At 57.2% G+C, this 26,305-nt stretch carries 21 protein-coding genes; 12 read left to right on the forward strand and 9 right to left on the reverse strand.

Features of this window, described 5'->3' with window-relative positions; genetic code table 11:
- The first annotated feature begins 289 nt into the window (after positions 1 to 289).
- Positions 290 to 2,446, forward strand: coding sequence for a putative bifunctional diguanylate cyclase/phosphodiesterase (locus ACL2XF_RS00495; protein ID WP_410013830.1), 2,157 nt, complete (start codon positions 290 to 292; stop codon positions 2,444 to 2,446).
- Positions 2,447 to 2,493: 47 nt separating this feature from the next.
- Here the strand turns inward: ACL2XF_RS00495 and ACL2XF_RS00500 are convergent, their stop codons facing one another.
- The 7 genes from ACL2XF_RS00500 to ACL2XF_RS00530 all read right to left on the reverse strand — a co-directional run bounded on the left by ACL2XF_RS00500 (position 2,494) and on the right by ACL2XF_RS00530 (position 11,178).
- Positions 2,494 to 4,347: a hypothetical protein gene (locus tag ACL2XF_RS00500; protein ID WP_413727794.1), complete on the reverse strand. Its 1,854-nt coding sequence runs from the start codon at positions 4,345 to 4,347 to the stop codon at positions 2,494 to 2,496.
- Positions 4,348 to 4,554: 207 nt separating this feature from the next.
- Positions 4,555 to 5,691: an ROK family protein gene (locus ACL2XF_RS00505; protein WP_410013832.1), complete on the reverse strand. Its 1,137-nt coding sequence runs from the start codon at positions 5,689 to 5,691 to the stop codon at positions 4,555 to 4,557.
- Between the two features lie 72 nt (positions 5,692 to 5,763).
- Positions 5,764 to 6,921, reverse strand: coding sequence for an N-acetylglucosamine-6-phosphate deacetylase (locus tag ACL2XF_RS00510; RefSeq protein ID WP_413727795.1), 1,158 nt, complete (start codon positions 6,919 to 6,921; stop codon positions 5,764 to 5,766).
- Complete coding sequence (locus ACL2XF_RS00515; RefSeq protein ID WP_413727796.1) at positions 6,914 to 7,687, reverse strand: glucosamine-6-phosphate deaminase; 774 nt, start codon at positions 7,685 to 7,687, stop codon at positions 6,914 to 6,916. The genes ACL2XF_RS00510 and ACL2XF_RS00515 overlap by 8 nt, the downstream gene beginning before the upstream one ends.
- A 10-nt stretch (positions 7,688 to 7,697) precedes the next feature.
- Positions 7,698 to 9,227, reverse strand: a complete 1,530-nt coding sequence (locus tag ACL2XF_RS00520; protein ID WP_410013835.1) for a sodium:solute symporter family protein — start codon at positions 9,225 to 9,227, stop codon at positions 7,698 to 7,700.
- A 249-nt stretch (positions 9,228 to 9,476) separates the two neighbouring features.
- Positions 9,477 to 10,355, reverse strand: a complete 879-nt coding sequence (locus ACL2XF_RS00525; protein ID WP_413727797.1) for a nitrilase family protein — start codon at positions 10,353 to 10,355, stop codon at positions 9,477 to 9,479.
- 52 nt (positions 10,356 to 10,407) lie between these two features.
- Positions 10,408 to 11,178 carry a glutamine amidotransferase gene (locus tag ACL2XF_RS00530; RefSeq protein ID WP_413727798.1) on the reverse strand — a complete coding sequence of 257 codons (771 nt, stop codon included), beginning with the start codon at positions 11,176 to 11,178 and terminating at the stop codon, positions 10,408 to 10,410.
- A gap of 339 nt (positions 11,179 to 11,517) precedes the next feature.
- Here ACL2XF_RS00530 and ACL2XF_RS00535 point away from each other — a divergent pair, with 339 nt between their 5' ends.
- The 5 genes from ACL2XF_RS00535 (at position 11,518) to ACL2XF_RS00555 (ending at position 15,654) form a co-directional block, all read left to right on the forward strand.
- A complete protein-coding gene (locus ACL2XF_RS00535) occupies positions 11,518 to 12,228 on the forward strand; it encodes a M24 family metallopeptidase (protein ID WP_410013838.1) in 711 nt (236 codons plus the stop codon).
- A 60-nt stretch (positions 12,229 to 12,288) separates the two neighbouring features.
- Positions 12,289 to 13,077 (forward strand): ABC transporter ATP-binding protein, encoded by a 789-nt coding sequence (locus tag ACL2XF_RS00540; protein ID WP_410013839.1) that lies wholly within the window; start codon positions 12,289 to 12,291, stop codon positions 13,075 to 13,077.
- Positions 13,061 to 13,864 (forward strand): ABC transporter permease, encoded by an 804-nt coding sequence (locus tag ACL2XF_RS00545; protein ID WP_410013840.1) that lies wholly within the window; start codon positions 13,061 to 13,063, stop codon positions 13,862 to 13,864. The genes ACL2XF_RS00540 and ACL2XF_RS00545 overlap by 17 nt, the downstream gene beginning before the upstream one ends.
- Before the next feature lie 23 nt (positions 13,865 to 13,887).
- Positions 13,888 to 14,940 (forward strand): LacI family DNA-binding transcriptional regulator, encoded by a 1,053-nt coding sequence (locus tag ACL2XF_RS00550; RefSeq protein ID WP_413721269.1) that lies wholly within the window; start codon positions 13,888 to 13,890, stop codon positions 14,938 to 14,940.
- Between the two features lie 537 nt (positions 14,941 to 15,477).
- Positions 15,478 to 15,654, forward strand: a complete 177-nt coding sequence (locus tag ACL2XF_RS00555) for a general stress protein (protein ID WP_410013842.1) — start codon at positions 15,478 to 15,480, stop codon at positions 15,652 to 15,654.
- A 649-nt stretch (positions 15,655 to 16,303) separates the two neighbouring features.
- Here ACL2XF_RS00555 and ACL2XF_RS00560 read toward each other — a convergent pair.
- Together ACL2XF_RS00560 and ACL2XF_RS00565 are read right to left on the reverse strand one after the other, a co-directional pair.
- Positions 16,304 to 18,703 carry a phosphoketolase gene (locus ACL2XF_RS00560; protein WP_413727799.1) on the reverse strand — a complete coding sequence of 800 codons (2,400 nt, stop codon included), beginning with the start codon at positions 18,701 to 18,703 and terminating at the stop codon, positions 16,304 to 16,306.
- A gap of 108 nt (positions 18,704 to 18,811) precedes the next feature.
- The gene (locus ACL2XF_RS00565; protein WP_410013844.1) at positions 18,812 to 19,936 is read right to left on the reverse strand and encodes a GntR family transcriptional regulator; all 1,125 of its coding nucleotides are present in this window, start codon (positions 19,934 to 19,936) and stop codon (positions 18,812 to 18,814) included.
- A 627-nt stretch (positions 19,937 to 20,563) separates the two neighbouring features.
- On the opposite strand from ACL2XF_RS00565, the gene ACL2XF_RS00570 reads away from it, so the two are divergent.
- The 6 genes from ACL2XF_RS00570 (at position 20,564) to ACL2XF_RS00595 (ending at position 26,278) form a co-directional block, all read left to right on the forward strand.
- Positions 20,564 to 21,136 carry a sugar isomerase gene (locus tag ACL2XF_RS00570; protein ID WP_410013845.1) on the forward strand — a complete coding sequence of 191 codons (573 nt, stop codon included), beginning with the start codon at positions 20,564 to 20,566 and terminating at the stop codon, positions 21,134 to 21,136.
- A 31-nt stretch (positions 21,137 to 21,167) separates the two neighbouring features.
- Positions 21,168 to 21,641, forward strand: a complete 474-nt coding sequence (locus ACL2XF_RS00575; protein WP_410013846.1) for a VOC family protein — start codon at positions 21,168 to 21,170, stop codon at positions 21,639 to 21,641.
- A gap of 29 nt (positions 21,642 to 21,670) precedes the next feature.
- Positions 21,671 to 22,660 carry an autoinducer 2 ABC transporter substrate-binding protein gene (locus ACL2XF_RS00580; RefSeq protein ID WP_410013847.1) on the forward strand — a complete coding sequence of 330 codons (990 nt, stop codon included), beginning with the start codon at positions 21,671 to 21,673 and terminating at the stop codon, positions 22,658 to 22,660.
- A 65-nt stretch (positions 22,661 to 22,725) separates the two neighbouring features.
- On the forward strand, positions 22,726 to 24,207 hold the full coding sequence (locus ACL2XF_RS00585; RefSeq protein ID WP_410013848.1) for a sugar ABC transporter ATP-binding protein: 1,482 nt from the start codon (positions 22,726 to 22,728) through the stop codon (positions 24,205 to 24,207).
- A gap of 20 nt (positions 24,208 to 24,227) precedes the next feature.
- The gene (locus ACL2XF_RS00590; protein WP_410013849.1) at positions 24,228 to 25,247 is read left to right on the forward strand and encodes an ABC transporter permease; all 1,020 of its coding nucleotides are present in this window, start codon (positions 24,228 to 24,230) and stop codon (positions 25,245 to 25,247) included.
- Complete coding sequence (locus tag ACL2XF_RS00595; RefSeq protein WP_413721266.1) at positions 25,244 to 26,278, forward strand: ABC transporter permease; 1,035 nt, start codon at positions 25,244 to 25,246, stop codon at positions 26,276 to 26,278. Before ACL2XF_RS00590 ends, ACL2XF_RS00595 begins: the two co-directional genes overlap by 4 nt.
- The last annotated feature ends 27 nt before the right edge of the window (positions 26,279 to 26,305 follow it).

The following is a 26,305-nucleotide window of genomic DNA, read 5'->3' on the forward strand; positions in this document are numbered from 1 at the left end:
TGGCGGTTCCTAGCGGGCTGGCATGATTTTCTTCATTTCGGGGTGTTTTTCGTGAAGCCGTCTAATACCGCGGCATTGAGTCATTTGCGCCGCATTCCGCCGGCGCTGTCTATACTTAACAAGAAAAACAGGCGCGAAATGGTGTGGTATCTGACGAATCGGAGCGTGCCGTCACAACGCTTACGCGACAATGACTCAAGCGTTGCCTTCATCATGCCGATATAACCCTGATGCATGAAATAATTTATTTTTTTAATTATTATTTTTGACGTGATTCGCAGAGGCACACATGAATGATTCGCCGTCGGATAGGGAAGAGGAAAAGCGTCTTGCCGTGCTGGAAGAATATGGCATCCATTCCACATTATCGGAAATAGGCTTTAACCGGTTAGTACACCTTACCGCCAATATTTTTAAAGTGCCTATTGTGCTCATTTCGCTGATCGAAGCCGAACGCCAGCTGTTTGCCGCCAGTATCGGCATCGCCTCCTGCGAAACGCCGCGCGATATCTCGTTTTGCGCGCACGTCATTCGCCGGCACGATATCATGGTGATTCCGGATACCCATAAGGATCCGCAGTTCCGGGATAATCCCTTGGTGACCGGGGAGCCTTTTATCCGTTTTTACGCCGGTATTCCGTTACGCAATCAGGATGGGGTCGCCCTCGGCACGCTGTGTATTATCGACCGCGTGCCCCGGCCGGGGCTGAGCGCGGGCGATAGGCAAAATATGCACGACCTGGCCGCGCTGGTCCTGGACCGGCTGGAAATGCGGCGTCTGGAACGCGCGCGCAACGCCAGCCAGTTTCGTTTCGAAAATATTGCCCATACGTCCCCCGACGCCATTGTCTGCGCCGACGATAAAGGCATCATCACCTTTTGGAACGCGGCGGCGGGCAAACTGTTGGGGTATAGCAGCGAACAGATTATCGGATGCAACGTCAGCGTGCTGGTGCCGGACGGCCTGGTCGGCCGTCTGCAGCGCCTGGCCGGCGCCGGCGACGGCACACAGCGCGGCAGCACCCTGGAACTGAAAGTGCGCTCCGCCGACGGCGTCTGGATCCCGGTGGAACTGTCCGCGTCTTCGTGGGTGGACCACGATCGCATCACCTTTGGCGCCATCCTGCGCGATATCACCGAACGGCGCCGCAACGAAGAGCGCTTGTTCCAACTGGCGCATATGGATCACCTTACCGGGCTGGCCAATCGTACCCTGCTGGGCTTATGTCTTGAGCAAACCCTTAGGGACGAGGACGCCGCCATCATCATGCTGGTGGACCTGGACGGCTTTAAGGACGTTAACGATAACCTGGGCCATGCGGGCGGGGACGCGGTGCTGGTGGACGTGGGTTTCAAGCTGCAAAACTGCGTGCGCTCGGGCGACGTGGTCGCGCGTATGGGCGGCGACGAATTCGCCCTGTTGCTTCCCGGACTGTCCGATGCCAAGAGGGCGGCGGAAATCGCCGATCATATCATTGATGAAATCAACAAGATTGTCACCATCGACGGCCAGCCGGTCAATATCGGCGCCAGCGTCGGCATTGTGCTGTATCCCGTCCACGGTCTGACCATCCAGGAACTGCTGACCAGCGCCGATTTGGCGCTTTACCAGGCCAAGGCCGACGGCCGCCACTGCCGCCGTTTTTTTACCCGGGAACTGCGTGAATTATCACAGGCCAAGCGCTCTTACCAGGGGGAACTGGGCAGGGCATACGATCGGGATGAATTCGAACTGTTTTACCAGCCGCAGGTGAGGCTGGCCGATAACGCCATCGTCGGCGCGGAAGCCCTGCTGCGCTGGCGCCATCCGGAGAAGGGGTTGCTGGGTCCGGCGGTATTTATTCCGGCGCTGGAGTCCGGTCCCTGGGCCGAGCGCGTCGGGGAATGGGTGATCAGGACCGCCTGTCGCCAGGCGGCGACCTGGCGCGATCGGGGCGTAACCGAGTTTCGCATGGGCGTGAATCTGTTCAGCGCCCAGTTCAGGACCGGCACGCTGGCGCAACAGGTACGCGCCATCCTGCAGGAAACCGGCTTACCCCCGCAGGCGCTGGAATTGGAAATTACGGAAAATATCATCCTGCGCCACGATGAACATATGCTGAAGCCGCTAAGGGAACTGCGCGCGTACGGCGTCGGCATCGCTTTTGACGACTACGGCACCGGCTATGCTTCTCTGAGCATGCTGAAACATTACCCGGTGACCCGCCTGAAGGTGGACCAAACCTTTGTGCGCGCCATGGTGGATTCTCCCCCCGACGCCGCCATCGTCCGCGCTATCCTGTACCTGGGCAGCAGCTTTAAGCTGGAGGTGATCGCCGAGGGCGTGGAAACGCTTGAACAATGCGAACGCCTGAAGAAAAAAGGCTGCCTGGAAGCGCAGGGTTTTCTGTTCGGCAAACCGATGCCGGCCGATGATTTCGCCGAACGCCTGGGACTGGTGCGCTGAGGTGACGTCAAAAGCGCGCGTGTTTGCTGGCGCAGGGCATAAGGACGTTAAGCCTTTATATCTCGATAATAAGGCAGGCTGTCTTGCAGGGTCTGGGTATCGTTTTTCAGATGCGTCAGCAGTAAGTGCGTTAAGCTGAAAATCCGCCAATGATTGTCGAGACCGGTGGGGGGATTTCCGCTGCTATGCGCATGTAACCGCGTGTCCGGCCGGGATGGAGGGTACAGTTCACGGTTGTAAAGCGTGCAAAGCCGGCAAAAATAGCATTGATGAGCGGTGTTGTAGTCTATTGTCTCTGATGCGTTGGCATGAAAATGCATGGCGGGTGTTCCAGGACCTGAATGTTGCGCCAACTGCTGGCGCAGCCGGAAATCGAGCGACAGCATATCGGCGAATTCGGATTTTATACGGTTTATCTGTGATTCTATATTCAGCATTTTGCCTAAAGCAGGGTTAATGCGCGGCATGTCGCTTCCGGCCATCACCACTTTCGGGTCGATAGTTAAGGCTGCTGTAATGTCCGCCCATGAAATGTTTTTCATGGGCGGGTCACCTGGGTTGTCGGCGGTTATCGCATGATGCGCCAGACTGTCGAGCAGGGTATCATTATCCTTTTTCAGCATTGATAACAGGGTATGGGTTAATTTAAAAACCCCAGAGTTTAAATCGCGATAGCGGGCATGATATTCTTTCGCGGAAGTGCAAGGCTGTGGATTGCGCTTCAATCCTTGGAAAAAATTATTGTAATGCGTCCAGAACACGCAAATATTGCATTTGTCGGGATGTTGCATATCGGCATCCTGGAGAGTGAATGTATGCACGTGGCCATCAGCGTGGGCGGTCAACGGGGACTTCCCCATTAGCCGGCGAAGACCGGTATTTTGCGCCAGCGTCTTATTTAATTCTTCGAGCAGCTTAATGATATGGTCTTTTATCTGCCATGTTTTTTCCAGATATGACGGGCTAATGGTGAGGACCTCATAGAGATGCGCTGCAACATCCGGACTGGGGCGGGTTGCAGTTTTGTTTGCCGTTTCCTGCGAGTCAGGTAGGCCCGCAATGCGAACCCCGGCAAGGGAACGGATAACGTCGAGCAGTTTATCGCTGTCTTCTCTGATGAGGTGATGCAGTACGGATGCGAGTGTTAAAAGAACGGTGTCGCTATTTTGGCGTTGGCCGTCCTGATCTAGGTTAAGCACGCCCGATTGCGCCTTTGCGGTTTCCATTACGGTCAGTAATTGATGGTAGGTAGCCAAAAGCGCGCATATCTGGCATTGATGTGGCGTGGCGGAATGTGCTGACGTAATCTCACTGGCGTGCAGGTGATGTTCTTGTCTGTGTGCCTGCGCCTCATCTGCTAGCTGAATCAGTCTGCGTGATTGGTTATTGCGTAAAATCTCCTTGGCTAATTTTTCTTTCATCGTCCTTAATCCCCGCTTAACCTGCCAGATATCCTCCTGGTTTTTTGTTTGCAGCGGATTTATAGGGAGGGTACGCCCTGCGGGCAGAGCGCTATCGGCAGGACAATAGCGAGGCGGAGCGCCTGAATCTGGCGGTTGGCGATTGTTAATCGCCACCAGTCCGCCAGAGAAGGTATTGCCTTCAATCCTATGCCTTTTGACGGGGGGGCGATTGACTTGAGAATCGTTTTCCGCTCTGGCTGTGGCCGGCCTGCCGTTTTTACGGATAGGGATAAGGGCTGGCAGCTCTCTTCGTGGATTGTGTATTTTCCACGGCATCGTATTTTCAAATAATGGCCCCTTGGCAAGTAATGACCGTCCGGCGATGGTTTTATTATATTCTTCGATATCCCGATGTTTAACGACACCGGAAATAAAACCAAGGGACGAGGATATTCCTCTCATCGAAAATTCTACCTTTTCGTAGCGGTAAAAACGCATCAGCTATTTATTTGATAAATAGTATATGCTAATTATTTTTGGGGATTATTAAAGTACCGGTCTATCACAAAATTGATACATCCCCATTATATTGACTGCCGCATCTTAAATAACTGAAGCTATACCAATTAACAATGAACATTAAACCCGTTGCCTTGCCGCACCGGCGGTTAATCCGGTGTTGCTTTGCGGCGGCGCGTACCGCCGCTACAAATTAATGCGCTCGAAGCGTTGGATCATGGCCAGCGCCAGTCCCTGGGCCGGGTCATAGCTATGGGAGAGAAAGCGGATTTGCGTATGGCCGTAGGCAAAAGAGAGGGTGGTACGGCGCGCCGTGGCCAATACCTGTTCGGTAAACAGCGACGAGGCATTATAGGCGCAGTCGATAAGCAGGGTGCGCGGGTTGACCAGATGGATGATCTGGCTGAGCGCCTTGCCGAGCAATTCGCCCGCCCGGCCGATAACCTGTTCCACTATCTGCGGCGCCGCCGCGCGATTGGCCCACTGCAGCCCCGGCTGCAGCTGATCCAGCTGCGCATTGATGGCCCTGAGTGCGATTAACGATTCCAGGCAGCCGCGTTGTCCGCAGGTGCAAAGCGGCCCGTCGGCGGCGACGTTCAGGTGCCCGACTTCGCCCGCGGTCCAGCTGCCGCCATAATAAACGCCCTGTTCGGTCAGCAGCGCGCCGCCGATGCCCTCGGCGATCCGCAGGTAAAAACCGGGTTCGGCTCCCGGCTGCCGGGTGCCTTGCTGGCGCGATACCAGCGCCGCCGCCTTGACGATATTCATCACGCCGACCGGTATCGGCACGGTTTCGCCCAGGGTCGCCAGGAGGTCGACCTGTTGCCAGCCCAGATGCGACGATACGTGCATCACGCCGGCAAGCGGATCGATAATACCGGGAAAGCCCACGCCGATGCCGATAAGTTCGGGATAACGCCGGTGCATCCATTGGACGACGCGCGTGATTTCCGCCAATACCGGGCCGGGGGCGACGGTATCGATAGCCAGCGTTTGCTGCTCGATGACCTCGGAAAAATAGTCATAGACCGCCCAGTGCAATTGCTGGCGCTCGACCATAATGCCCGCCGCCTTCATTTTATCCGGCAGCAGCGCAATATGGATTTTGGGGCGGCCGATGGTGTTGGATTGGGCCACGCCCAGTTCGGCAACGTAGCCCCGGGCGATAAAATCATCCACGATCAGCGAAATGGTATTTTTGCTTAACGACAGCGCGCGGGCAATATCCAGGCGCGAACTGACGCGCTGTTGCCGCAAGAAAGACAGGACATGCTTTTCATTGTACTGGCGCAGCAGCGCGGGTCCTTTTCCTGGCTCTTTCATAGGCTGGCTTACCCTAACCTCCGGCTGAATATCAGCGGGCATTATGGCATAACCATTGATGCCCGGAAAAACCTATTCATCCCGCCAGACGCATTCTCCCCGCTGATAAACGGCCAGCACGGACAATCCGCCGCGCCGGTCTTCGTCAAGCGCCACTGCGTCCAGCGGGGCGCCAACCGCCAGACCATGCCGCGTCGGCAGGTTAAGCAGCGCCGAGGGACGTACCGACGCCATCTCCCACGCCTCGCGGCGCGTGGCCAGGCCCAGGCGGAGCAGATTATTCACCCCGTACAGTAATGAGCGCGCCGATCCCGCCAGCAACCGCGGGTTATCGGCCATCGCCAGGCGCCCCGTGTCGCTCAGGATCACCTCGCCGCCGATATGCAGCCGGTAGCGTCCGGGCGGCATGCCGGCCAGGCTGGTGGCGTCGCTCACCAGGATGCCGCGTTCACCTTTGACGCGCATAAAAACCTTCATGACCGACGCCGGCAAATGTTCGCCGTCGCCAATCATGGCGCACCACAGCCGGTCCTGCGCCAGTTGCTCCCAGATATAGTTGGGGTGGCGCGGCAGCAGCAAATGCGCCCCGTTGCCCAAATGGGTGGACAGCGTGGCGCCGGCCTCGACCGCCGCGTCTATCTGTAACGCGTCGGCGGCGGTATGACCTAAGGCGACCACCACCCCGGCTTGCGCGCAGCGGCGGATAAATCCAGGGGCCTGCGGCCATTCGGGCGACAGGGTCAGCAGGCGTATATCGCCCTGCGCCGCGCGCTGGAAGCGTTGAAACAGCGTCCAGTCCGGTGCTTTGACAAAACGTTTGTCATGCGCGCCGCGTGGTCCGTCCTCGGGAGAAAGAAACGGCCCTTCCAGATGGATTCCGGCCACGCTTTGCCCGACCGGGGCAAAGCGCCGGCGGGCATTGGCAATCGCCGCCGCCATCCCGGCGATCTGCTCATCGCCGTTGGTGATGACCGTGGGCAGGAAGGTGGTGACGCCCTGTCGCCATAATTCCCGGGTGACCTCCAGTACCGCCTGTTCATCAATCGGGCAACGGTTAAAATCAACCCCCGCATAACCGTTGACCTGCAAATCCACCAAACCGGGCGCCAGGATGGGCAGGCTATCATCCTGCGGCAGCGGCCGTATTTCACGGATCAGCCCGCCGGCGGCGTGGATCTCGATGCTGGTTAACTCCCGGTAATCCCTGCCGCGGATACAAACCTTATCCATGCGTTAGCTCTCCATACGCGTCTACGTCGGTAAACAGTGAACAGGCGGGGTGGGTACGCAGAACGGTGGCGGGGCAGGCGGTGGTTACCGGCAACGCCAGCATGGCGCGCACCGCCGCGCGTTTGCTGCTGCCCGGCACCATGCAAAACAGGCGCGATGCCGCCATCAGGGTGGGCATGGTCAGGGTCAGCGCGTGGGTGGGAACCGCGTTTATCTCGCCGAAGCAGCCGTCGTTGACCTGCTGCTGGCGGCAGACCGGGTCCAGCGCCACCACTTTCATGACGGCGGGATCGTGAAAATCCGCCACCGGCGGATCGTTAAACGCCAGATGGCCGTTTTCTCCCACCCCCAGGCAAACCATATCCACCGGCGCGCGGCTAATCAGCGCGGCATATTCGCGGCACACGCGGCCTGCGTCGCCCGTCGGGATCAGATGGACTTGCCCGGGGCGGACGATATCGAACAGATGCCGCTTAAGATAGTGGCTAAAGCGCTGCGGTGAATCGGCGGGCAGGCCGATATATTCATCCATATGAAACGCCGTCACCCGCGACCAGTCTATATCCCCGGCCGCCGCCAGGGTGGCCAGGAACTCATTTTGCGAAGGGGCGGCGGCAAAAATAATCCTGACGTTATCCTGGGCGTTCAGGCGGTTACGCAGGCAGGCGGCGGCGGCCTCGCCGGCGTGGCGTCCCATTTGCCGGCGATCGGCAAACACCTGGACGGATAAATTCTCGCACCGACGGTTCAGTAGCGGCAATGACATACCAAGCTCCTTAGTTTTGGCCGGATTCGGGTTTACGCAGGTTGTGGATGGGTTCGGCAGCCTGCGCCGTGCCCTGATCCTGGTTTAACGCGGCCAGCAGAATGTCCACCTGCGGGCTGACCGGACTACGCCGCAACATCCCCGCCAGCGTATAGACAATCAACGAGGTGAAGACCGGGATGGCGACGATTTGCGTGGTGCTCATGCCCGGCACGACGAATTTTACCGCGAAAAATGCCGCCACCCCGGCCGCCCATGAGGCAATGGCCGCCGTCGGGCCGCATTTTCTGAACCAGGGCAGCAGGCCGAGCAGCATGGGGATCGAGATGGGGCCGACCAGGCCGCCGAACCAGACGATAAGCAGGGTCAGCACGCCGCCGAACCGGCTGGCGTTAACCGCGATAAGCAGGGTGGTCAGGATAAACAGCACCACGGTTACCCGCGCCACCACCAGGGAAGACTGGCCGTTGCCGAACCGGCGCGGAAACAAAACCGGCAGGATATCGCGCGTGACCACGGCGGTAATGGCGTTGGAGTCCGATGAGGTCATCGACAGGGTATGGGTAAACATCGCCACCAGCACCAGACCTATCAGGCCGTTGGGCAATAGCTGCATCGCCATGATGGAGTAGGATTGCGTCGGATCGGCGATATGGGGGAACAGTACCGGCGCCGCCCACATGGGATAAAACAGCACCAGCGGCCATACCAGGTACAACACCGAGGACAGCAGGGCGGCCTTGTGCGCGTCCCGCCCGCGCGGCGAGGCGATAAACCGCTGCGCCAGGTTCCAGGTGCCGCCGTTGTAGCTGAGGGTATAGATGACAAAATAGGCCAGCATAAAGCCGAGCGTATAGGGCTCGCGGATAATATCGGTATGGGCCGGCGGCAATTGGTTCCAGACGGTGAGCAGTTCGTGCGCGCCGCCCAGATGGGCCGCCACCGCCACCACCATCACGATGGCCGCGATAAACTGCACGATAAACTGGCCGAAGTCGTTGCAGGCATCGGCCCATAACCCGCCCATCACGGTATAAAACAGGCATAATGCGCCGGATATCGCGATGCCGTATACCGGCGCGAGCCCGGTGAAGACATTAATGATAATGGCGATGGCCGCCCACTTGGCGCCGACATCAAAGGTTTTCAGCAGCACGCCGCTCCAGGCCAGCAGCTGTTGCGTCGGCACATTGTAGCGCGTGGCGAGATATTCCATCGGCGATTCGATATGCATGTGGATGCGCAGCCGCGCCCAGCGCGGGGCGAAAATAAACGAGCCGATAAACACCGCAATGGAAATGGGCAGCGCCCACCAGAAATAAATGGTGATGCCATAGCTGTAGGCCACCGCGGCGTAAGCCACGAACACCGCCGCGCTATAACCCGACATATGATGTGAAATGCCGGAAAGCCACCAGGGCATTTTACCGCCGGCGGCAAAAAAGTCCTTGGTGCTGCCCACTTTGCGCATGGCCCAAAGCGTGATCGCCACAATCATCAGCGCATACAGCGCCATGACCACATAATCTGTTCCGTTCATAGCTCACTCCGGTAGCGGGTGGGGTTAGCGCAACGAGGCAGCGTGACCGCCCAGCGCGACATATAATCCTTAATTAGGACTAATTGATTAAATTTTTATTTGGAATCTTCTCATTGATAGCTAAATTAATCCTAAATAATGACTAATTGACGTTAGCATAGCTTGAGAAGCCCGAAAGAGAGTTATATCACATTTATCTGCCGGCGCAGGAGGCGGGCCATAGGACTTTGATATGACCCGCCGCCGCGGCTAAAAATTGCCCGGTTGATGGGACGTTCCGAGCATCTGATCATACACATCGGTGCGGCGGTCGCGCAGCACCTGGTTAAAGGCGTTCCAGTTGCGATGACGTTTGGCATCGGCCAGGTTAATGGTCGCCATGATGATATAGGTATCCGTGGCGCTGGCCGGTCCCGCCACCGGCCAGCCGGTATAGCCGACAATCAGGCTCTGGCCGATAAAAGGCTGATGGCGTTCCACGCCTACCCGATCCGCCGCCGCTACAAATACCGAATTGGTATGCGCCGCCGCCATGCAGATGATATTGGCCATGGCCTCGCGGTTGGGATCCTGGCCCGGGATCGGCACCCAGTTGGTGGGGACGCAGACAATCTCGGCACCCTGCAATGCCGCCAGGCGGAAGCTTTCCGGAAACCAGCAGTCATAACAGATATGGCACCCCAGGGTGCCGATGCGGGTTTTGAATACCGGGAAACCCAGGTTGCCCGGCGCGAAATAAATAGCTTCATCCCCCCACAGATGCACTTTGCGGTAGCGGCCGATAAACCCTTCCGGCCCGATGATAGCGGCGGCGTTATACAGCAGTTCGCCCTCGCGCTCGGTGATGCCGGCGACAATATACACCCCCAGCCTGCGGGCGCAGTCGATCCAGGCGCGGCAGGAAGGGCCGTCTGGCAGCGCTTCTCCCAGCGCGAAGGCTTCGTCGCGGGTGGCGAACACATAGCCGGTATTGCACAGCTCGGGCAACACCATCAGATTCGCCCCCCGCGCCGCCGCCTGTTCGATCATGGCGATGGAGGTGTTGACGTTGCGCACGGTCTCGCCAAAAACCGGCTCCATTTGCAAGCAGGCTACGGTGACTAAGGCTTCATTCGGTTTAGGCGCCATGGCGGCCTCCGGAGGATAATGTCGGTAACGAGGATCCCTGCTAATCGGCGGATTAACGGGTGGTCAGCCAGCCCAGCATGTTGAGCAACAGCTGTTTATAACCGGGCCAGTCGATAAAATTCTGCGGCAGCCAATGGGGGCTGATATCCGAGGTCCAGACCAGCGTGCGCCCGCGCCCGTGGGCACCGGTCACCAGCAGCGGGTGTCCGCCCAGCTCATCCGGCAGGCGCGCCAACACATCGCTGCCGTCCTTGGGCACCACCTCGTTGGCGCCCAGCAGCAGCGGCCAATCGCCGGTAATATTGTTAAATAGCGCATGTCCCTGCTTTCGCGGGTCGATAACCGGACGGAACCCCTGCGGCACCTCGATGCGGTCGTCATAAGGCAGGCATTCCACCGGCAGCGCCTGCTCCACGGCGGTGCGGTGCCAGCGCGCCTTGCCGTCGATGCCCTGGAAGCTCAGGTAGCCGCCGAACATGGCCAGGGCACCGCCGGCGGCAGTCCAGTCGCGCAGTAAGTCAAGACGATTGGCCACCGTTTTACCGTGCAGCCAGACATCCGGATGCAGCAGCAGCGAGTTGGCGCCGATATCCGACAGCAGGATGGCGTCATAACGGCTAAGCTCTTGCCCGGTAAAAGGGAATTCCTCCACCGCCACGTGCGCCGGCATATGGGTCAGGGCAAATTCCGTACCGGCCAGCGCCGCGATGATCGCCTTGGCGCCCGAATGAAAGGTGACGCTGCCGAACTGATCAAATCCCTTGAAATGGGTCGCTGACGACACCCATGTCTCTCCCACTAATAATATCTGTTTCCGACTCATGTTATTACCCTCCACAGGCATGGATCATTTTTGTGCGGCCCGCCCCTTTTTAGCGCAGCATTTAAGAGAAGTTGAACCGTTTCAATTAATAAAATTGTCATTTTTATCATGTTATATCAAGCATAAATTTATTTATAAAACGATATTGACATATAAAGATTGAACCGTTTCAATATGGATTGAATCGCTAAACATTGATCATTCTCCCGCCGGTGTATTGATGATGAACACGGGAGGCTATAATCAGTGCACCGGGGATCCACGCCCGGATATTGCCATGTTCCCCCGACGCCGCCATATTTCCATGCCGGTCATGTTTGCTAACAGGATGCCGCTATCATGCCTTTATCGCCACCGCCGATGAAACCCCTCTGGACCTATCGTCCCGGGCCGGATATCGCCCTTGAGGCCCCGGCCGGGCTGCGCCAGGCGCAACTTTTGGCGAAAGCGGCCGCCCAGGCGGGCCTGGCCGCGGTCCGGCCGGGCGTATCGGAGTCCGCCGTGGAGGAAACCATACATGCCTATCTGCGCGATCAGGGCGCGGCGGGCATCTGGACCATTACCAACGTCGGCCTGGGCGAGAACGCCAAAGTCTGTTTCCCGACCCAGGGACCGGGCGCGCAGGCCGCGGCGGCGCGCGACGTACTGATGGTGGATGTGCATCCCATTACCGCCGAGGGCTTCTGGGGCGACTGCACCCGCTGTCGCGTCGTGGGCGATTATCCCGAGGCGGTGGACGCGCTGCGGGCGCTGGAACATATCCACCGCGATACCCTGGCGTTATGCCGGCCCGGCATGCCGGCCGCAGAGCTGTTCGGCCTGAGTCACCAACGCCTGACGCGGGAAGGCTTTATCCTGCTGGATTTGCTGGGTAATATTGGCCATTCCCTGACGGCCGGCGCCGCCTATACCCTGGGTTTTATCGATGCCGGCAACGACACGCCCATGTGGGGAGCCTGGGCTGTGGAACCCTTTGCCCGGCGCGGCGACGTAGCGGTCAAGGTCGAGGACGTGGTCTGGTTCGGCCGTGAGCGATGCGAGGTTTTGTAACGGAAACCGAACAGATTCTATAGTGCGCTATCCGCGAAGGGATAGCCCAGAGGCAACGTCATGACAGTTCCCAAGTTATCGATTCAACAGGTTACGCGGCGCTTCGGCGCGATGACCGCCCTGGCGCCCACCGATCTGGACGTACGCGCGGGCGAGTTTGTCTGCGTGGTCGGCCCGTCCGGCTGCGGTAAAAGCACGTTGTTCAATCTGGTGTCCGGCGTACTGACACCTGACAGCGGTAAGATCCTGATAGACGGCGACGATGTTACCGGCCGCAGCGGCCATGTCGGCTATATGCTGCAAAAAGACCTGCTGCTGCCCTGGATGACGGTTATCGACAATATCGTCTTGGGCGCCATCCTTAAAGGAGGCGCGACGCGGGAGCAGCGCGCGGCGGGGGTGGCCCTGGCGGAGCGCTATGGCCTGGGCGAATTCATCAATCACTATCCGGCGGCGTTGTCCGGCGGCATGCGCCAGCGGGTGGCGCTGATGCGCACCCTGGCGATGCGGCATGACGTGATGCTGCTCGACGAGCCGTTCGGCGCGCTGGATTCCCAGACCCGCCTGGCGATGCAGCAATGGCTGCTGACGGTCTGGGCGGAGCAGCACCGCACCGTGGTGTTTGTTACCCATGATATCGACGAGGCGATTTTTATGGCGGACCGGGTCGTGGTGATGACGCCCCGTCCCGGCCGTGTCCAGCAGATTTTCAGCGTGGATATCCCGCGTCCGCGTCCGCTGTCCTGCCTTACCAGCCCCGCATTCACCCAGTTGAAACGACACATCCTGGATCTGATTTACACTGAACAACCGGCACAGGAAGCGCTTATCCATGATCAACATCCGTAAGCTGTTATTGCCGCTGGGCGGCCCGCTCGTGGCACTGCTGCTGGTGCTGGCGGTCTGGGACACGGCGGTGCGTTATTATCAGATTCCCGCGTATGTCCTGCCCTCGCCGCAGCTCACCTGGCAGCACGCCTTATCGGACTGGTCGGTGCTCTGGATCGGGTTCCAGGCCACCTTCACCACCTTTTTGCTGGGGTTTGTCCTGGGCGCCGGCGCCGGATTCGTCTTTGCCGTGCTGATGGATGCGATCCCCGGCGTGAAAAGCGTGCTGTATCCAATTTTGATCGCCAGCCAGGCGGTGCCGGTTATCGCGATTTCCGCCGCGCTGACGATCTGGCTGGGCTTCGGCCTGGCGCCGAAACTGGTGATTGTGGCGCTGGTGGTATTTTTTCCGGTGGTGGTCAACGTGCTCGACGGGCTGAACTCCGTGGATAAGGATATGCTTAATCTGGTACGGTCCATGGGCGGTTCCCGCCTGAGCATCTTCCGCTACGTTAAGCTGCCGGCCACCTATACGCCGCTGTTTTCCGCCCTGAAGCTGTCCGCCACCTTCAGCGTCACCGGGGCGGTTATCGGCGAGTGGACCGCGTCCACCAGCGGCGGCCTGGGCGCTTATCTGCTGCAGGCTAACTCAAGGCTTAATACTGCCGGCACGTTTTCCGCCATCGGTTTTCTGGCCTTGCTGGGGGTCTTGAGCTTTCTGCTGGTTATCCTGCTGGAATATCTGGTTACGCCGTGGCGCTCCTCGTCGACCGCCAGGCGCTGGTCGCGGCGCTACTGGCGCCGTTAGTTTAATCCCGCACAGGACGCCTGATGACCGATGATAGCGTAAAGCCTGGCAGGCCGGTACGGCCTACGATTCGCGACGTGGCGCGTTTAGCCAATGTTTCCATCGGTACCGTCAGCGCGGTGCTTAACAACAGCGCGCGGCCGGTGGCCGCGGATACGCGCGCGCACGTGCTGCGCTGCATTGCCGAGCTGAATTTTGAACCCAACAACGCCGCGCGCAGCCTGAAACACCAGCGTATTTCCTCCATTGGTTTTATCGTGCCGGATCTGGGCAATGCGTTTTTCGCCGACGTGGCCGAAGGCATCCAGGGCGTGCTTGACCACCTTGATTGCCTGCTGGTGCTGTGCATGACCTGGGCTGATACGCAGCGCGAGGAGTATTACGCACAGGTGTTGCGTACCCAGCGCCTGAACGGGGTGATCTACCTGTCCGGCACCGGTCTGCCCAGCCCCTCGCTGATGAGGCTGGCGCAGCAAGGCGCGGTGGTATTTGTCGATGAATGCCTGCCGGGGATCGACGCGCCTTTTATCAGTGCGCAAAACCTGCTGGGCGCGCGCGCCATGGCGCAATATGTCCTGGGGCGCGGGCATCGGCGGCTGGCCGTCCTCGGCGGGCCGCGCGGATTGTGGACCAGCGAACAGCGCCTGGCCGGATTTCGCGAGGCATTTGCCGCCGCCGATATTATGCCGGACTCGGTGCCGGTATTAAGCGGCGACTATACCGAGGCGTCCGGCAGCCGGGCGGCGGATACGATTATCAATCTGCCGGCGACGGAGCGCCCTACGGCGGTGCTGTGCGCCAACGATCTGATAGCCATAGGCTTTATACGCCGTTGCCGTGAGCGTGGTATCGCCGTGCCGGAACACATCAGCGTCACCGGCTTTGATGATATCCCCGCGGCGCGGCTGCTCAGTCCCGCACTTACCACGGTACGCCAGCCGGGAAATGCCATGGGCCGCGCCGCCGCCACCCTGCTGTTGCAGCGCATCGGTGCCCTCCCGGACGCGCCCTGCCCAAGTGAATTCTCCACCGAGCTGCGCATCCGCCATTCGGTGGGGCAGGGACCGTCGGCCTGAGCCGCGCGGGTCGGCCGCGCATACCATGGCGGGCGGGACGGCGGCTGCGGTTAATTGCGCATGGGATTGTCCCTTAGCGGCGGGAATGTTCCTTTGCGTACCTTGTTATATTTCCGGTAATAACGCTTATTACGGCGTAGAACGGATATACCGACCAAAAAATCAATATGTTATACCGCCTCGTTTATTATTTTTATCAGGTGTGTATAAATATTTTTATAAATTTTTGAGTGGTAATTTGTTGTTGATTTAATTAATAAAAATCACCATTTCTATTATGTTAATGAATAATCCCATAAAACATAAATGCAAAAAATACATCTTTTTCAGTATGTTGAAATTCATTGTGAGGGTCATTTTCACCTAAATGCCGTATTTGCTCCTTTAGAGAACCTTGCCTAACATTAATTCCATTGATGATGAGTCACGTGTAATAAATAGTCATCAATAAACAGTTCAAGCCCGTTAAATGAGTAGTATTAATAAGATGGGTAATATCTAACGGCTTGATGATATCATCTGAAATTGGAGATTAACATGGCTGAACATCGTGGCGGTTCCGGCAACTTCGCCGAAGATAAACAGAAAGCGTCCGACGCGGGTAAAAAAGGCGGTCAGCAGAGTGGCGGCAACTTTAAGAACGACCCTGAAAAAGCCTCGGAAGCAGGCAAGAAAGGCGGTCAACACAGCCATGGCGGCGGCCGCAGCTCTTAGTTAGCATCGGGGAAAACAACGCGTTACCCGCACCGATGAGATGAAAAGCACTTTGGTAAAAACTGCTGATACCCTCTAAATGACCGTCGTGTCGTAATAGGGCGGATTGATTAAGTGATGACAGGGTTAAGGTAGTCATTGCGCCTCCAAAACGGGTTTTGGGGGCGCTGAATTTGCCGGGTGCGCAGCGTGGCTATTATCGTCGTGCTATTAAGGTGATAGCCGCATCTTCACCGGAAAGTTTCTGTTCTGAGCGGCTGTTGATTTATTTAAATTTTTTTGTGCCTATGATACCGGAGAACAATTAAATTATGGGAATCAATAAATGACGCACAAAAAAAAGGATTAAAAGAGCAAATCGCCCTTTCTTCAGGCGCCTGGGCGGGCATTTGTAGACGCCAAGCCAACAAATCAGCGATCAGGGTTCATCAGTATCATTTTCCCATCGCCCATACTCTTATCTTCCGCATCCTCTCTGTGCCCCTTCAGGCTTTTTACATCCACGGGTGGTTAACGTCCATGTCACCGGATAGGTATCCCGCGGGAAAACCCCTATCACCTTGATGCAGGGTGATTGCTCGCTGAAAGATAGCGCGGGATAGCGTCCTTTAGCCGGGTCTGCGCACCCAGCGTCATCTGGACGTGCGCCTTAGCTGATTTTTTGCCACTTCCACTCCTTGACGTCGGGCAGATCGTCGCCGTGCTCGCGCACATAATGATAATGTTCATCCAGCCTGGCCTTGAAAAAATCGATGGCGGCGGCGGCCTTGGCGGAATCCTTCAGTCCGGGAATGCGTTTGATCGCCGCCATGGCCAGATGGAAACGATCAAGTTTATTCAGCACGGTCATATCGAACGGCGTGGTGGTGGTGCCTTCCTCCATAAAGCCGTGCACATGGATATTGGCGTGATTTTTCCGCTTATAGGTGAGGCGGTGGATCAGGAACGGATAACCGTGATAGGCAAAAATCACCGGCCGGTCGGGGGTAAAAAGCCTATCGAAAAATTCATCGCTGTGGCCGTGCGGATGCTGTGTCTCGGACTCCAGCGCCAGCAGATCCACCACGTTGACGACCCGGATGCGCAGCTCCGGCACGTGCCGGCGCAACAGCTCGACGGCGGCCAGCGTTTCCATGGTGGGCACGTCGCCGGCGCAGGCCATCACCACATCGGGGGCGGTGGTGCCGTCCTCGTTGCCGGCCCAGTCCCAGATGCCCAGACCGGCCTCGCAGTGTGTCACCGCCTCGTCCATAGACAGCCACTGCGGCGCGGGCTGCTTGCCGGCCACGATCACATTAATGCGATCGTAGGTTTTCAGGCAATGATCGCCGACCCACAGCAGCGTATTGGCGTCCGGCGGGAAATAGATGCGCACGATATCAGCCTTTTTATTGGCGACCAGATCGACAAAACCCGGATCCTGATGGCTATAGCCGTTATGATCCTGGCGCCAGACGTGCGAGGACAGCAGGTAATTGAGCGAGGAAACGGGCTTGCGCCAGGGCAGGGCGCGCGACACCTTGAGCCATTTGGCGTGCTGATTGAACATGGAATCGACAATCTGGATAAAGGCTTCATAACAGGAAAACAGCCCGTGGCGGCCGGTGAGCAGGTAGCCTTCCAGCCAGCCCTGGCACAGATGCTCGCTCAGCACCTCCATCACCCGACCGTCCTGGGACAGCTGCTCGTCGTAAGCTTTGGTTTCCTCCATCCAGACCCGGTTAGTGGCCTCGAACACGCTGCTTAAACGATTGGAGGCGGTTTCGTCGGGGCCGAACAGGCGAAAGTTGGCATTATCCGCATTGAGCCGGAAGATATCGCGCAGGTACTCGCCGAATATTTTGGTGGCTTCGGCCTGGATATCCCCCCGTTTCTTGCTGGCCACCGCATAATCCTGGATTGCCGGCGCCTTCAGCGCCTTACGCAGCAGACCGCCGTTGGCATTGGGATTGGCGCCCATGCGCCTGCCGCCCTCCGGCGCCAGTTTGCGCAGTTCCGGCAGCAAACGGCCGTTGCCGTCGAACAAATCGTCCGGGTTATAGCTGCGCAGCCAGTGTTCCAGGATCTGCCGGTGGCCCTCGTCCTCGCGACAGCCCGCCACCGGCACCTGATGGGCGCGCCAGAAGCCCTCGACCTTTTTGCCGTCCACCTCTCTCGGCCCGGTCCAGCCCTTGGGGCTGCGCAGGATAATCATCGGCCAGCGGGGGAGCGATTGCGGCGCGGCGTTGCCGGTGAGCGCGTCGTTTTGGATGGCGCGGATCTCATCGAACGCCTGGTCGAACGCGGCGGCCATCAGCGGATGCATTTTGGCCGGCTCATGGCCTGCGACGAAAATCGGCCGGTAGCCGTAGCCCTGGAACAGCTGACGCAAATCGTCATCGCTGCTGCGCCCGAGCAGGGTAGGATTGGCGATTTTATAGCCATTAAGATGCAGGATAGGCAGCACCGCGCCGTCGCGGGCGGGGTTGATAAATTTATTGGAATGCCAGCTGGCGGCCATCGGCCCGGTTTCGGCCTCGCCGTCGCCGATAACGCAGGCGGCGATCAGATCGGGATTATCGAACACGGCGCCGTAGGCATGGACCAGGGCATAGCCCAGCTCGCCGCCTTCGTTAATGGAACCCGGCGTTTCCGCCGCCGCATGGCTCGGAATGCCGCCGGGAAAGGAAAACTGGCGAAACAGTTTGCGCATGCCTTCGGCATCGTCGGAAATATCCGGATAAATCTCGCTGTAGGTGCCTTCCAGCCAGGTATTGGCCACCATGCCGGGGCCGCCGTGCCCCGGCCCGCAGATATAAATCATATCCAGGTCGCGGGCGCGGATAACCCGGTTCAGGTGTGCATAGATGAAATTAAGGCCGGGAGTGGTGCCCCAGTGGCCGAGCAGGCGCGGCTTGATATGGTCCGGCAACAGCGGCCGGCGCAGCAGGGGGTTATCCATCAGGTAGATCTGGCCCACCGACAGGTAATTCGCCGCCCGCCAGTAGCGGTCGATCAGCGCCAGTTCGGCGGCGTCGGGGGCGGAAACCTGCGAGGTCGTATTTTCCATGTCATTGCTCCTTCGGAGTAGGTTCTACGGAATGGCTCTATCTCAAGTCTAGCGTGGGATGGCGGCCATGCCCGGCGCACGGCCCGTGGAACTATGAAGAAATGTATCTCAAGCGGGGTCGCGGCGCGTGCCGCAGGACGAGCGGATGATCATCTCGCCGCGCAGCTGCAGATGGCGCGGCGCGTCCTGGGGAAACTGCAGCCGGTTAAGCATTAGGAATATGGCGTTCCTGGCAATATCGCCAAAGGGCTGTTTATAGGTGGTCAGCGGAATACCGAGCAGGGCGGAGTATTCATTATCGTCAAAGCCGACGACATTAACCTGGCGGCCTATCTGGCCGCAGGTGGATAATAATTTCATGGCGGTAAAATCATTGGCGCAGACAATATTCGTGGCGCCGCCGTCGAGAACGCCGTTAATAAAGTCCTTATCCCCCGCCAGACCCTTGTGCACCCAGCCTTCCTGCGCTTGGATGCCGGCGTCCAGCAGCGCCAGCTTATAGCCCATGATGCGCATTGAAACGGTATGCGCCGAATAGTTTTCACATAAAAAATCAACGCGACGGGTCGCGTTTTTTAATAAATGGCGGGTGACTTCAAAACCGGCGGCAATATTATCAATGCCCACCAGATCGTAGGCGCACTTATTGGGATAGGCTTTGAAATCGCTGTCAACCAGGATGACTCTGATATTGAACAAAGAAAGTTTTTGCAGGATCATCTGGTTAATTTCATCGGCGAAGGGATGGAACTCTATCGGTATAAAAAATATCCCGTGAACATTATTTTTAATGTAGCGATCGATGATGTTTTCAATGGTCTGGATTATTTTCTGCTTACTGGCGTCGATGCCCATGGTGACGATGCCGTTCCAGACCAGGGAGAAATTGAACTGCTGGGAGAGCGATGCAATGGACTTAAAGATCTGCTCGAACAGGAAGCCGCTTTCATTGGCTTCCATGCGCGGCGAGAGGATGCCGAGGGTCAGTTCTCCCTGCGCCGCCGCCGCCGGCTGCTGCCGCGCGCAGACATAATGGCCGGACCCCTGGGTGCTGCTGATAAGCCCCAGTTCCCGCAGTTTGGACAGCGCCTTGGAGACGGTGGGGCGCGATACCGAGAATTCATCGCATAATACCGATTCCGACGGCAGACGCTGGCCTTCCTGGTAAATATTGTCGCGAATGCGCTGTTCGATATTCAAAAAAACGCTATCCAGTTTACCTCTTTTCGCCATGATGATTCTTTTGCCCATGCTGAAATTAATTATCCAAAAGAAATGAGTGAGGACCGCTGGATTATTACAGCTACTGTACAACATGCGTCGCGTAATGTTGCAAAACACCATAAATGATAAAAGTTGTAAAATCAAGCGGGTTATTCGGCTGATAAATACGGCGATAGCGCCTATGTTTAGCGGCCGATTATCCTGTTTCAGCGATAAATAAACCCACGAGCAGCGCGCTAAATCGAGATTTTTTTCCGGTTTTTTTCGCCGCCCCGGCCGGGCGGCATTTTTGTTCAATCTTTATGTCGCCGCGAATGCCGTAGCCGCCGCGGATGCGAAGCGCGCCGCGCCAGGTCGCGGTTTGCTGCCGGCGTCATAGCGCTCCTGCTGGGGGACAGGATGTCAACAGGCAGGTAACGGAATATGACGCAATAGTAATGTGATCCTTATCACTTAACTGCACATTTCATCATAATATTTAACATTTCGGCGTAAAAAATGTGATCAATATCGATAGATATGCCAAAAATTTATCGTATGTTGTATGCATATGTTGGCTAATTAATTTTACATATCAGCTAACATGTAAATTATATTGTGCCTCCCGCCGACGATGATAAAAGTGAGGAATTGCCGATGTATACCTACAAAGGCCTGGTAGAACAGGTGATAGCGGAAAACAAAGCCACCCTGCTGGCCGTGGATGAAGCTGAAATAAGCCAATTGATGGATGAAATTTGTAAAGCAAAGACCATTCAACTCTATGCCATGGGGCGAATGCAACTCTCGGTGCGCGCGTTCGCCATGCGCCTGAAACACATGGGGTTCGACAGCTATGTGGTCTACGACACCACCACGCCCTGTCTTGGCGCGGGCGACTTGCTGATCGGCCATTGCGCGGTCACCAATGTCGAGCTGAACGTGATAAAGCTGGCCAAGGAGGCCGGCGCCCGGGTGGCGCTGCTTACCGCCCATCCGGAAAACGAACACGGCGGCTATGCCGATCTGACCGTGCGCGTGCCGGGACAGATTTTCGGCGGCGACCAGGAAGTGCCGTCAATCCAGCCGATGTCCTCGCTGCTGGAGCAATCGCTGTTTCTGTTTGTCGATATCATTACCATGCTGTTGATTGAAAAAACCGGTATTTCCCTCGACGAGATGAAAACACGCCATACCAATCTGGAAGGCTTGCCGCAAAAATTTGCCTGAGACCCTTACCCTTATTCAAAAAGGTTCCACGATGAAAGACGGTGACATTATTCAAATAGCGCATCTGGTGGAAAACCTGGATGACGCCATGGCGCATTATTATCAAGTATGCGATATCGGCCCCTGGGATGTGTATACCTATGGTCCGCACAATATTCGCCATTCCCTCTATCGCGGCAAACCGGCGGAGCATATTTATAAAATAGCCGTGTGCTGGGTTAATGGAATTCAAATGGAATTAATGCAGCCGGTCAGCGGTTATAGCATCTATGACGAATATATTGAAAAGCACGGCTACGGCCTGCACCACATGAAGCTGTATTTCCAGGATTGCGACCAGGCGATTGCGCGTTATGCGGCGCGCGGCTACCAGGTGGTGCAAAGCGGCAATATAGGTGACGATGTTTTTTATTATCTTGATACCGAAGAACGGTTTCAGGGCGCGGTGATCGAATTAGGCAATGCCGGCGCTATCCCGCAACCCGAAAGCCGTTATCCCGCCTGATAAAGCTTAGTCAGCGATAAGGAAAAACCATGAAAAAGATCAATGCAATGGCGCTCTGCATGCTGTTGGGCGCGTCCGTCAGCCTGTTGCCCAGCATCAGCGGCGCCGCCGACAAGGAATTAACCATGGTGGGCATCCCGAAATTACGCTCCGCCTGGTTTAACGATTATGAAAAAGGGCTGAAAAAAGCCGGTAAGGATTTTGATGTCAAGGTCTATCAGCAGGCGCCCGCGTCGCCGGATGAGGCGCAGCAGGTGCGTATTATCGAGGATTCGATAAGCCAGGGCGTTAATGCGCTGTTGGTGGTGCCGAACAACGCCAGCTCCTGCGAGCCGGTATTTGCCCGCGCCCATGAAAAGGGCATCGTGGTGATTACCCATGAATCGGTGAATCAGCCCAATGCCGATTACGATGTGGAAATGATTGAAAATGAAAAATTCGGCAAATATATGATGGATCAATTTGCCCAGCACGCTAAAGACGGCGGGGAATATGCCATTTTTGTCGGCTCGCTTACCGTGCCGGCCCATAATATCTGGGCGGACGCCGCCATCAAGGAGGCCAAGGAAAAATACCCGAACCTGAAGCTTATTGCCGACCGTTTCCCGGTCAGCGAGGACCGTAACGCCTCGCGCCAGAAAACGCTGGAACTGCTGTCGACCTATCCGGATTTAAAAGGCGTGATCTCCTTCGGCAGCCAGGGCGCGCCGGGTGCCGCCCAGGCGCTGCGCGAAAAGGGGCTGGTAGGCAAGCTGACCGTGATGGGCACCACTTCGCCCAAGGAAAGCGCCTCGTTCCTCAAGGACGGTTCCATTACCACCTCCGTGCTCTGGAGCCCGGGCGATGCCGCCTATTCCATGACCTATATCGCCAAGATGATCCTTGACGGCAAACGCGATCAAATCAAGAACGGCCTGGAAATCCCCGGCATCGGCAAGCCGGTTGTCGACGGCAAAAATATCATTTTTGATAAGCCGCTGACGGTCACCAAGGAAAACTACAGCCAGTACGATTTCTAATCATAGCCACTCCAGGCGTGGCGCCCCTGACCGGGAACCACGCCGTTACGCCTGAGGAATACGACATGGAATTTCTTGCCGTTGAACATGTTACCAAGACATTTGACGGGGTCACCGCCCTCAATGATGTCAGTTTTGACATTAACGTCGGGGAAATTCACGGTTTAGTGGGGGAGAACGGCTGCGGTAAGTCGACCCTGATGAAGATTGTCGCCGGGGTCCTGGCCTACGATCGCGGTTTGCTGCGCATCAACGGCCGGCGCATCGAAAAATATTCCGCCATCGAGGCGGTAAAACAGGGTATCGGCATTATCTACCAGGATCTGTCGTTATTTCCCAACCTGACGGTAATGGAAAATATCTACATCAGCCAGATGATCAACGACCAGAAACCCTGGGTGTTTTCCAGCGCCTATCAGGAGCAGGTGAAGGCCATTATCGGGCAGTTGGGCGTCAGCCTGGACCTGGATGCCCTGGTGGAGGATTTGCCCATTGCCAAACAGCAATTGGTGGCCATCGCCCGGGCGCTGATCAACGACTCGCGGCTGATTATCCTTGATGAGCCGACCACCGCCCTGACGCGCACCGAAATCAAACATCTGTTTACCCTTCTCAACCGCCTGCGCTCCCGGGGCATCTCGTTTATTTTTATCAGCCATAAGCTGAACGAACTGCTGGAAATCTGCGATCGCATTACCGTCATGCGCGACGGGCGGCTGATCGACACCGTCGCCGCCCACGCGCTGACCACCGCGCGGATTGAAGAGCTGATGCTGGGGTATGAACTGACCTATCCGCCGCGCGTCTCCCATGCCACGCAGAACGTGCTGCTGAGCGTGCGCGGGCTCAGCAAGAAAAACAGTTTCCAGGATATCAGTTTCGATTTACACCAGGGCGAGGTGCTGGGTATCGCCGGCCTGCTGGGCGCGGGGCGCACCGAGCTGGCGCTGGCGCTGTTCGGCGTGGAGCCGGCCCAGGAGGGGCAAATACTGATTGATAACCGTCCGGTGCGCATCGGCGGCATCAGCGCCGCCGTGGCCAACGGCATTGCCTATGTGCCGGAGGACCGGCTCGCGCAGGGGCTTATCATGGAGCAAAGCATTGCCGCCAATACCGCCATCTGCTCGCTGAAGGATTACCTTAATCCGCTGAAACTGATTAACAGCCGCAAAATGCGCGCCGCGGTAAGGGGATTGCTCCAGGGCATGCAGGTGAAATACGGCGGCATGGATAAAGAGATCCGCATGCTGTCGGGCGGCAATCAGCAAAAAGTGGTGTTGGCTAAATGGCTGGCGACCAATCCGCGCATCTTTATCCTCGACAGCCCGACGGTGGGCATCGACGTCGGCGCTAAAAGTTATATCTACCAGACGGTGAAAGAAAAAGCGGCGGCGGGTATGGGCATCGTGTTTATTTCCGACGAACTGCCGGAGCTGCTGGCGAATTGCGATCGCATCATCATGATGACCCGGGGGCGTTTCGGTAAGGAATACGCGACCGATGCCGTCGACAACGAGGCGTTGCAGCAGGAGATGGAAAGTGCCTGATATCAAGAGGTGGTCTTATTATGGCTTTTGTTAAACTTTTTAAAGCGCGTGAAGCAGTGCTGTTAATACTGATTATCGTATTTTCCATCGCCATCGCCCTGATCAATCCGGCCTTCCTGTCATTGGACAATATCGCCAGCCTGCTTAAATCCTATACGGTGCTGGGGATCTTCGCCCTCGGGGTGCTGCTGGTGCTGCTCTCCGGCGGTTTCGACGTGTCGTTTACCGCCATCGCCCAGGTGGCGCAGTACGCCGTGGTGTATTGGTTTTTGCAGGCCAATCTGGACAATATTTACCTGGCGATTTTGTGCAGCATGATAATCGGCGCGGCCATGGGCTTATTAAACGGCGTCATAATTTATTATTTCAAGATTACCGCCATTATCGTCACCATCGCCACCAACAGCCTGTTCTACGGCTTATTGTATGTCGTGACCCAGGGCGACCTGATTTACGATATTCCGCCGTCGTTCCTTGGGCTGGCGGAGTTAAAGATTTTCCCGCTGCATGCCGCCAACGGCTCGCTTTACGGCATCAGCTTTGTCACCTGCCTGTGGTTCTTGCTGGCGATTGTCCTGCATTTTTTCCTGCGCCATACCATCCTGGGGCGCAGCCTGTACGCGGTGGGCGGCAATGCGCTCTCCGCCGAACGGGTGGGATTCAACCTGAAAAAAACCACCTTGTTTATCTATACCCTGGTGGGGGCCATTTCCGGTTTTGCCAGTATCGTCCAGGTGTCGATTGTGCAAACGGTGATCCCCAATTCCATCGTCGGGTCGGAACTGCAGGTCATCGCCGCCGTGGTATTGGGCGGGGCATCGGTCACCGGCGGGCGCGGCACCGTGCCGGGCACGCTGCTCGGGGTACTGTTGTTCGCCATTCTCAGCAATAGCCTGACCCTGCTGAAAGTCTCTCCCTATTATTACAACGTATTCACCGGCCTGGTGATCCTGGTAAGCGTAGCGGCTAACGCTCTGCAGGTCATCAAGCAACGGCGTTCGCGGGTGCGGGTTTTGGTTGAACTTAAGGAGCCATCATGAAAGCGGTCGGCAATAGTAATACACTACCGGGCGCGGCGGCGGGCCTGCCGCCGGCGCTGAAAGAAAACGCCTCGCTGTATGTGGTGCTGGCGGCGGTCTTTATGGTGATGTATGCCTTGAACGGCGACAAATTCCTCAGCCTGCAGAACTTCAGCTCCATGGCGTATCAGCTGCCCATCGTCGGTTTCCTGTCGCTGGGCATGATGATTTCCATGTTGTCCGGCGGCATTAACCTGTCGATTATCGCCACCACCAACCTGAACGGCATCGTCATCGCCCTGTTTTTGCAATCCGTGTCGGTTAACGGCATGAAGCTGGCCTCGGGCGAGATGGTGGCGCTGGCCATTTTCCTGGGGCTGCTGGCCTGCATTCTGGTGGGCGTAGTCAATGGTTTGCTGATAGCCCTGCTGAAAATTCCGGACATCCTGGTGACCCTGGGCACCATGACCTTGATTTCCGGCCTGAATGTGGTCTTTACCAAGGGGTATACCATTACCGGATTTCCGCCGGCGCTGGTGAATATCGGCAATGGCCAGAGTTTCGGCGTGCCCAACTCGCTGTATCTGTTTGCCGCCGCCGCCATCGTCGCCTCGGTGATCCTCAATAAGACCCGGTTTGGTTTTAACCTGTACATGATGGGTTCCAATCCGGTGGCCGCGCGCTTTTCCAACGTCAATACCGTCAAGGTGACGGTGATCCAGTATGTGCTGTCGTCGTGTTTCGCCGCCCTGACCGCGCTGGTGATGATAGGCCAGCTGAACTCGGTCAAGGCCAGCTATGCGGATTCGTACCTGCTGGTGGCGGTGCTGGCGGCGTTCCTGGGCAAAGTCAGTCCGTTCGGCGGTTTCGGCCGCGTATCCGGCGTGGTGCTGGCGGTGATTATCCTGCAGCTTATCTCCAGCGGCCTGAACCTGCTGCGGCTGGATCCGTTTATGATCACCGCCACCTGGGGCGGCATTATCATCGTCATCGTGGTGTGCCGCGGCCTGTTTGCCTGGCTCGGCAAGCGGCTAAAGCAGCGCAACCCGTGACAGACATCGGCATAACAAAGGTATCCG

This window comes from Sodalis sp. RH19 (assembly GCF_047324215.1).
Classification (GTDB): domain Bacteria; phylum Pseudomonadota; class Gammaproteobacteria; order Enterobacterales; family Enterobacteriaceae; genus Acerihabitans.

Excerpts from the sequence above, each read along its gene's own strand:
- ACL2XF_RS00495 (WP_410013830.1), top strand. The coding sequence starts at position 290 with ATGAATGATTCGCCGTCGGATAGGGAAGAGGAAAAGCGTCTTGCCGTG.
- ACL2XF_RS00500 (WP_413727794.1), bottom strand. The coding sequence starts at position 4,347 with ATGCGTTTTTACCGCTACGAAAAGGTAGAATTTTCGATGAGAGGAATA.
- ACL2XF_RS00505 (WP_410013832.1), bottom strand. The coding sequence starts at position 5,691 with ATGAAAGAGCCAGGAAAAGGACCCGCGCTGCTGCGCCAGTACAATGAA.
- ACL2XF_RS00510 (WP_413727795.1), bottom strand. The coding sequence starts at position 6,921 with ATGGATAAGGTTTGTATCCGCGGCAGGGATTACCGGGAGTTAACCAGC.
- ACL2XF_RS00515 (WP_413727796.1), bottom strand. The coding sequence starts at position 7,687 with ATGTCATTGCCGCTACTGAACCGTCGGTGCGAGAATTTATCCGTCCAG.
- ACL2XF_RS00520 (WP_410013835.1), bottom strand. The coding sequence starts at position 9,227 with ATGAACGGAACAGATTATGTGGTCATGGCGCTGTATGCGCTGATGATT.
- ACL2XF_RS00525 (WP_413727797.1), bottom strand. The coding sequence starts at position 10,355 with ATGGCGCCTAAACCGAATGAAGCCTTAGTCACCGTAGCCTGCTTGCAA.
- ACL2XF_RS00530 (WP_413727798.1), bottom strand. The coding sequence starts at position 11,178 with ATGAGTCGGAAACAGATATTATTAGTGGGAGAGACATGGGTGTCGTCA.
- ACL2XF_RS00535 (WP_410013838.1), top strand. The coding sequence starts at position 11,518 with ATGCCTTTATCGCCACCGCCGATGAAACCCCTCTGGACCTATCGTCCC.
- ACL2XF_RS00540 (WP_410013839.1), top strand. The coding sequence starts at position 12,289 with ATGACAGTTCCCAAGTTATCGATTCAACAGGTTACGCGGCGCTTCGGC.
- ACL2XF_RS00545 (WP_410013840.1), top strand. The coding sequence starts at position 13,061 with ATGATCAACATCCGTAAGCTGTTATTGCCGCTGGGCGGCCCGCTCGTG.
- ACL2XF_RS00550 (WP_413721269.1), top strand. The coding sequence starts at position 13,888 with ATGACCGATGATAGCGTAAAGCCTGGCAGGCCGGTACGGCCTACGATT.
- ACL2XF_RS00555 (WP_410013842.1), top strand. The coding sequence starts at position 15,478 with ATGGCTGAACATCGTGGCGGTTCCGGCAACTTCGCCGAAGATAAACAG.
- ACL2XF_RS00560 (WP_413727799.1), bottom strand. The coding sequence starts at position 18,703 with ATGGAAAATACGACCTCGCAGGTTTCCGCCCCCGACGCCGCCGAACTG.
- ACL2XF_RS00565 (WP_410013844.1), bottom strand. The coding sequence starts at position 19,936 with ATGGCGAAAAGAGGTAAACTGGATAGCGTTTTTTTGAATATCGAACAG.
- ACL2XF_RS00570 (WP_410013845.1), top strand. The coding sequence starts at position 20,564 with ATGTATACCTACAAAGGCCTGGTAGAACAGGTGATAGCGGAAAACAAA.
- ACL2XF_RS00575 (WP_410013846.1), top strand. The coding sequence starts at position 21,168 with ATGAAAGACGGTGACATTATTCAAATAGCGCATCTGGTGGAAAACCTG.
- ACL2XF_RS00580 (WP_410013847.1), top strand. The coding sequence starts at position 21,671 with ATGAAAAAGATCAATGCAATGGCGCTCTGCATGCTGTTGGGCGCGTCC.
- ACL2XF_RS00585 (WP_410013848.1), top strand. The coding sequence starts at position 22,726 with ATGGAATTTCTTGCCGTTGAACATGTTACCAAGACATTTGACGGGGTC.
- ACL2XF_RS00590 (WP_410013849.1), top strand. The coding sequence starts at position 24,228 with ATGGCTTTTGTTAAACTTTTTAAAGCGCGTGAAGCAGTGCTGTTAATA.
- ACL2XF_RS00595 (WP_413721266.1), top strand. The coding sequence starts at position 25,244 with ATGAAAGCGGTCGGCAATAGTAATACACTACCGGGCGCGGCGGCGGGC.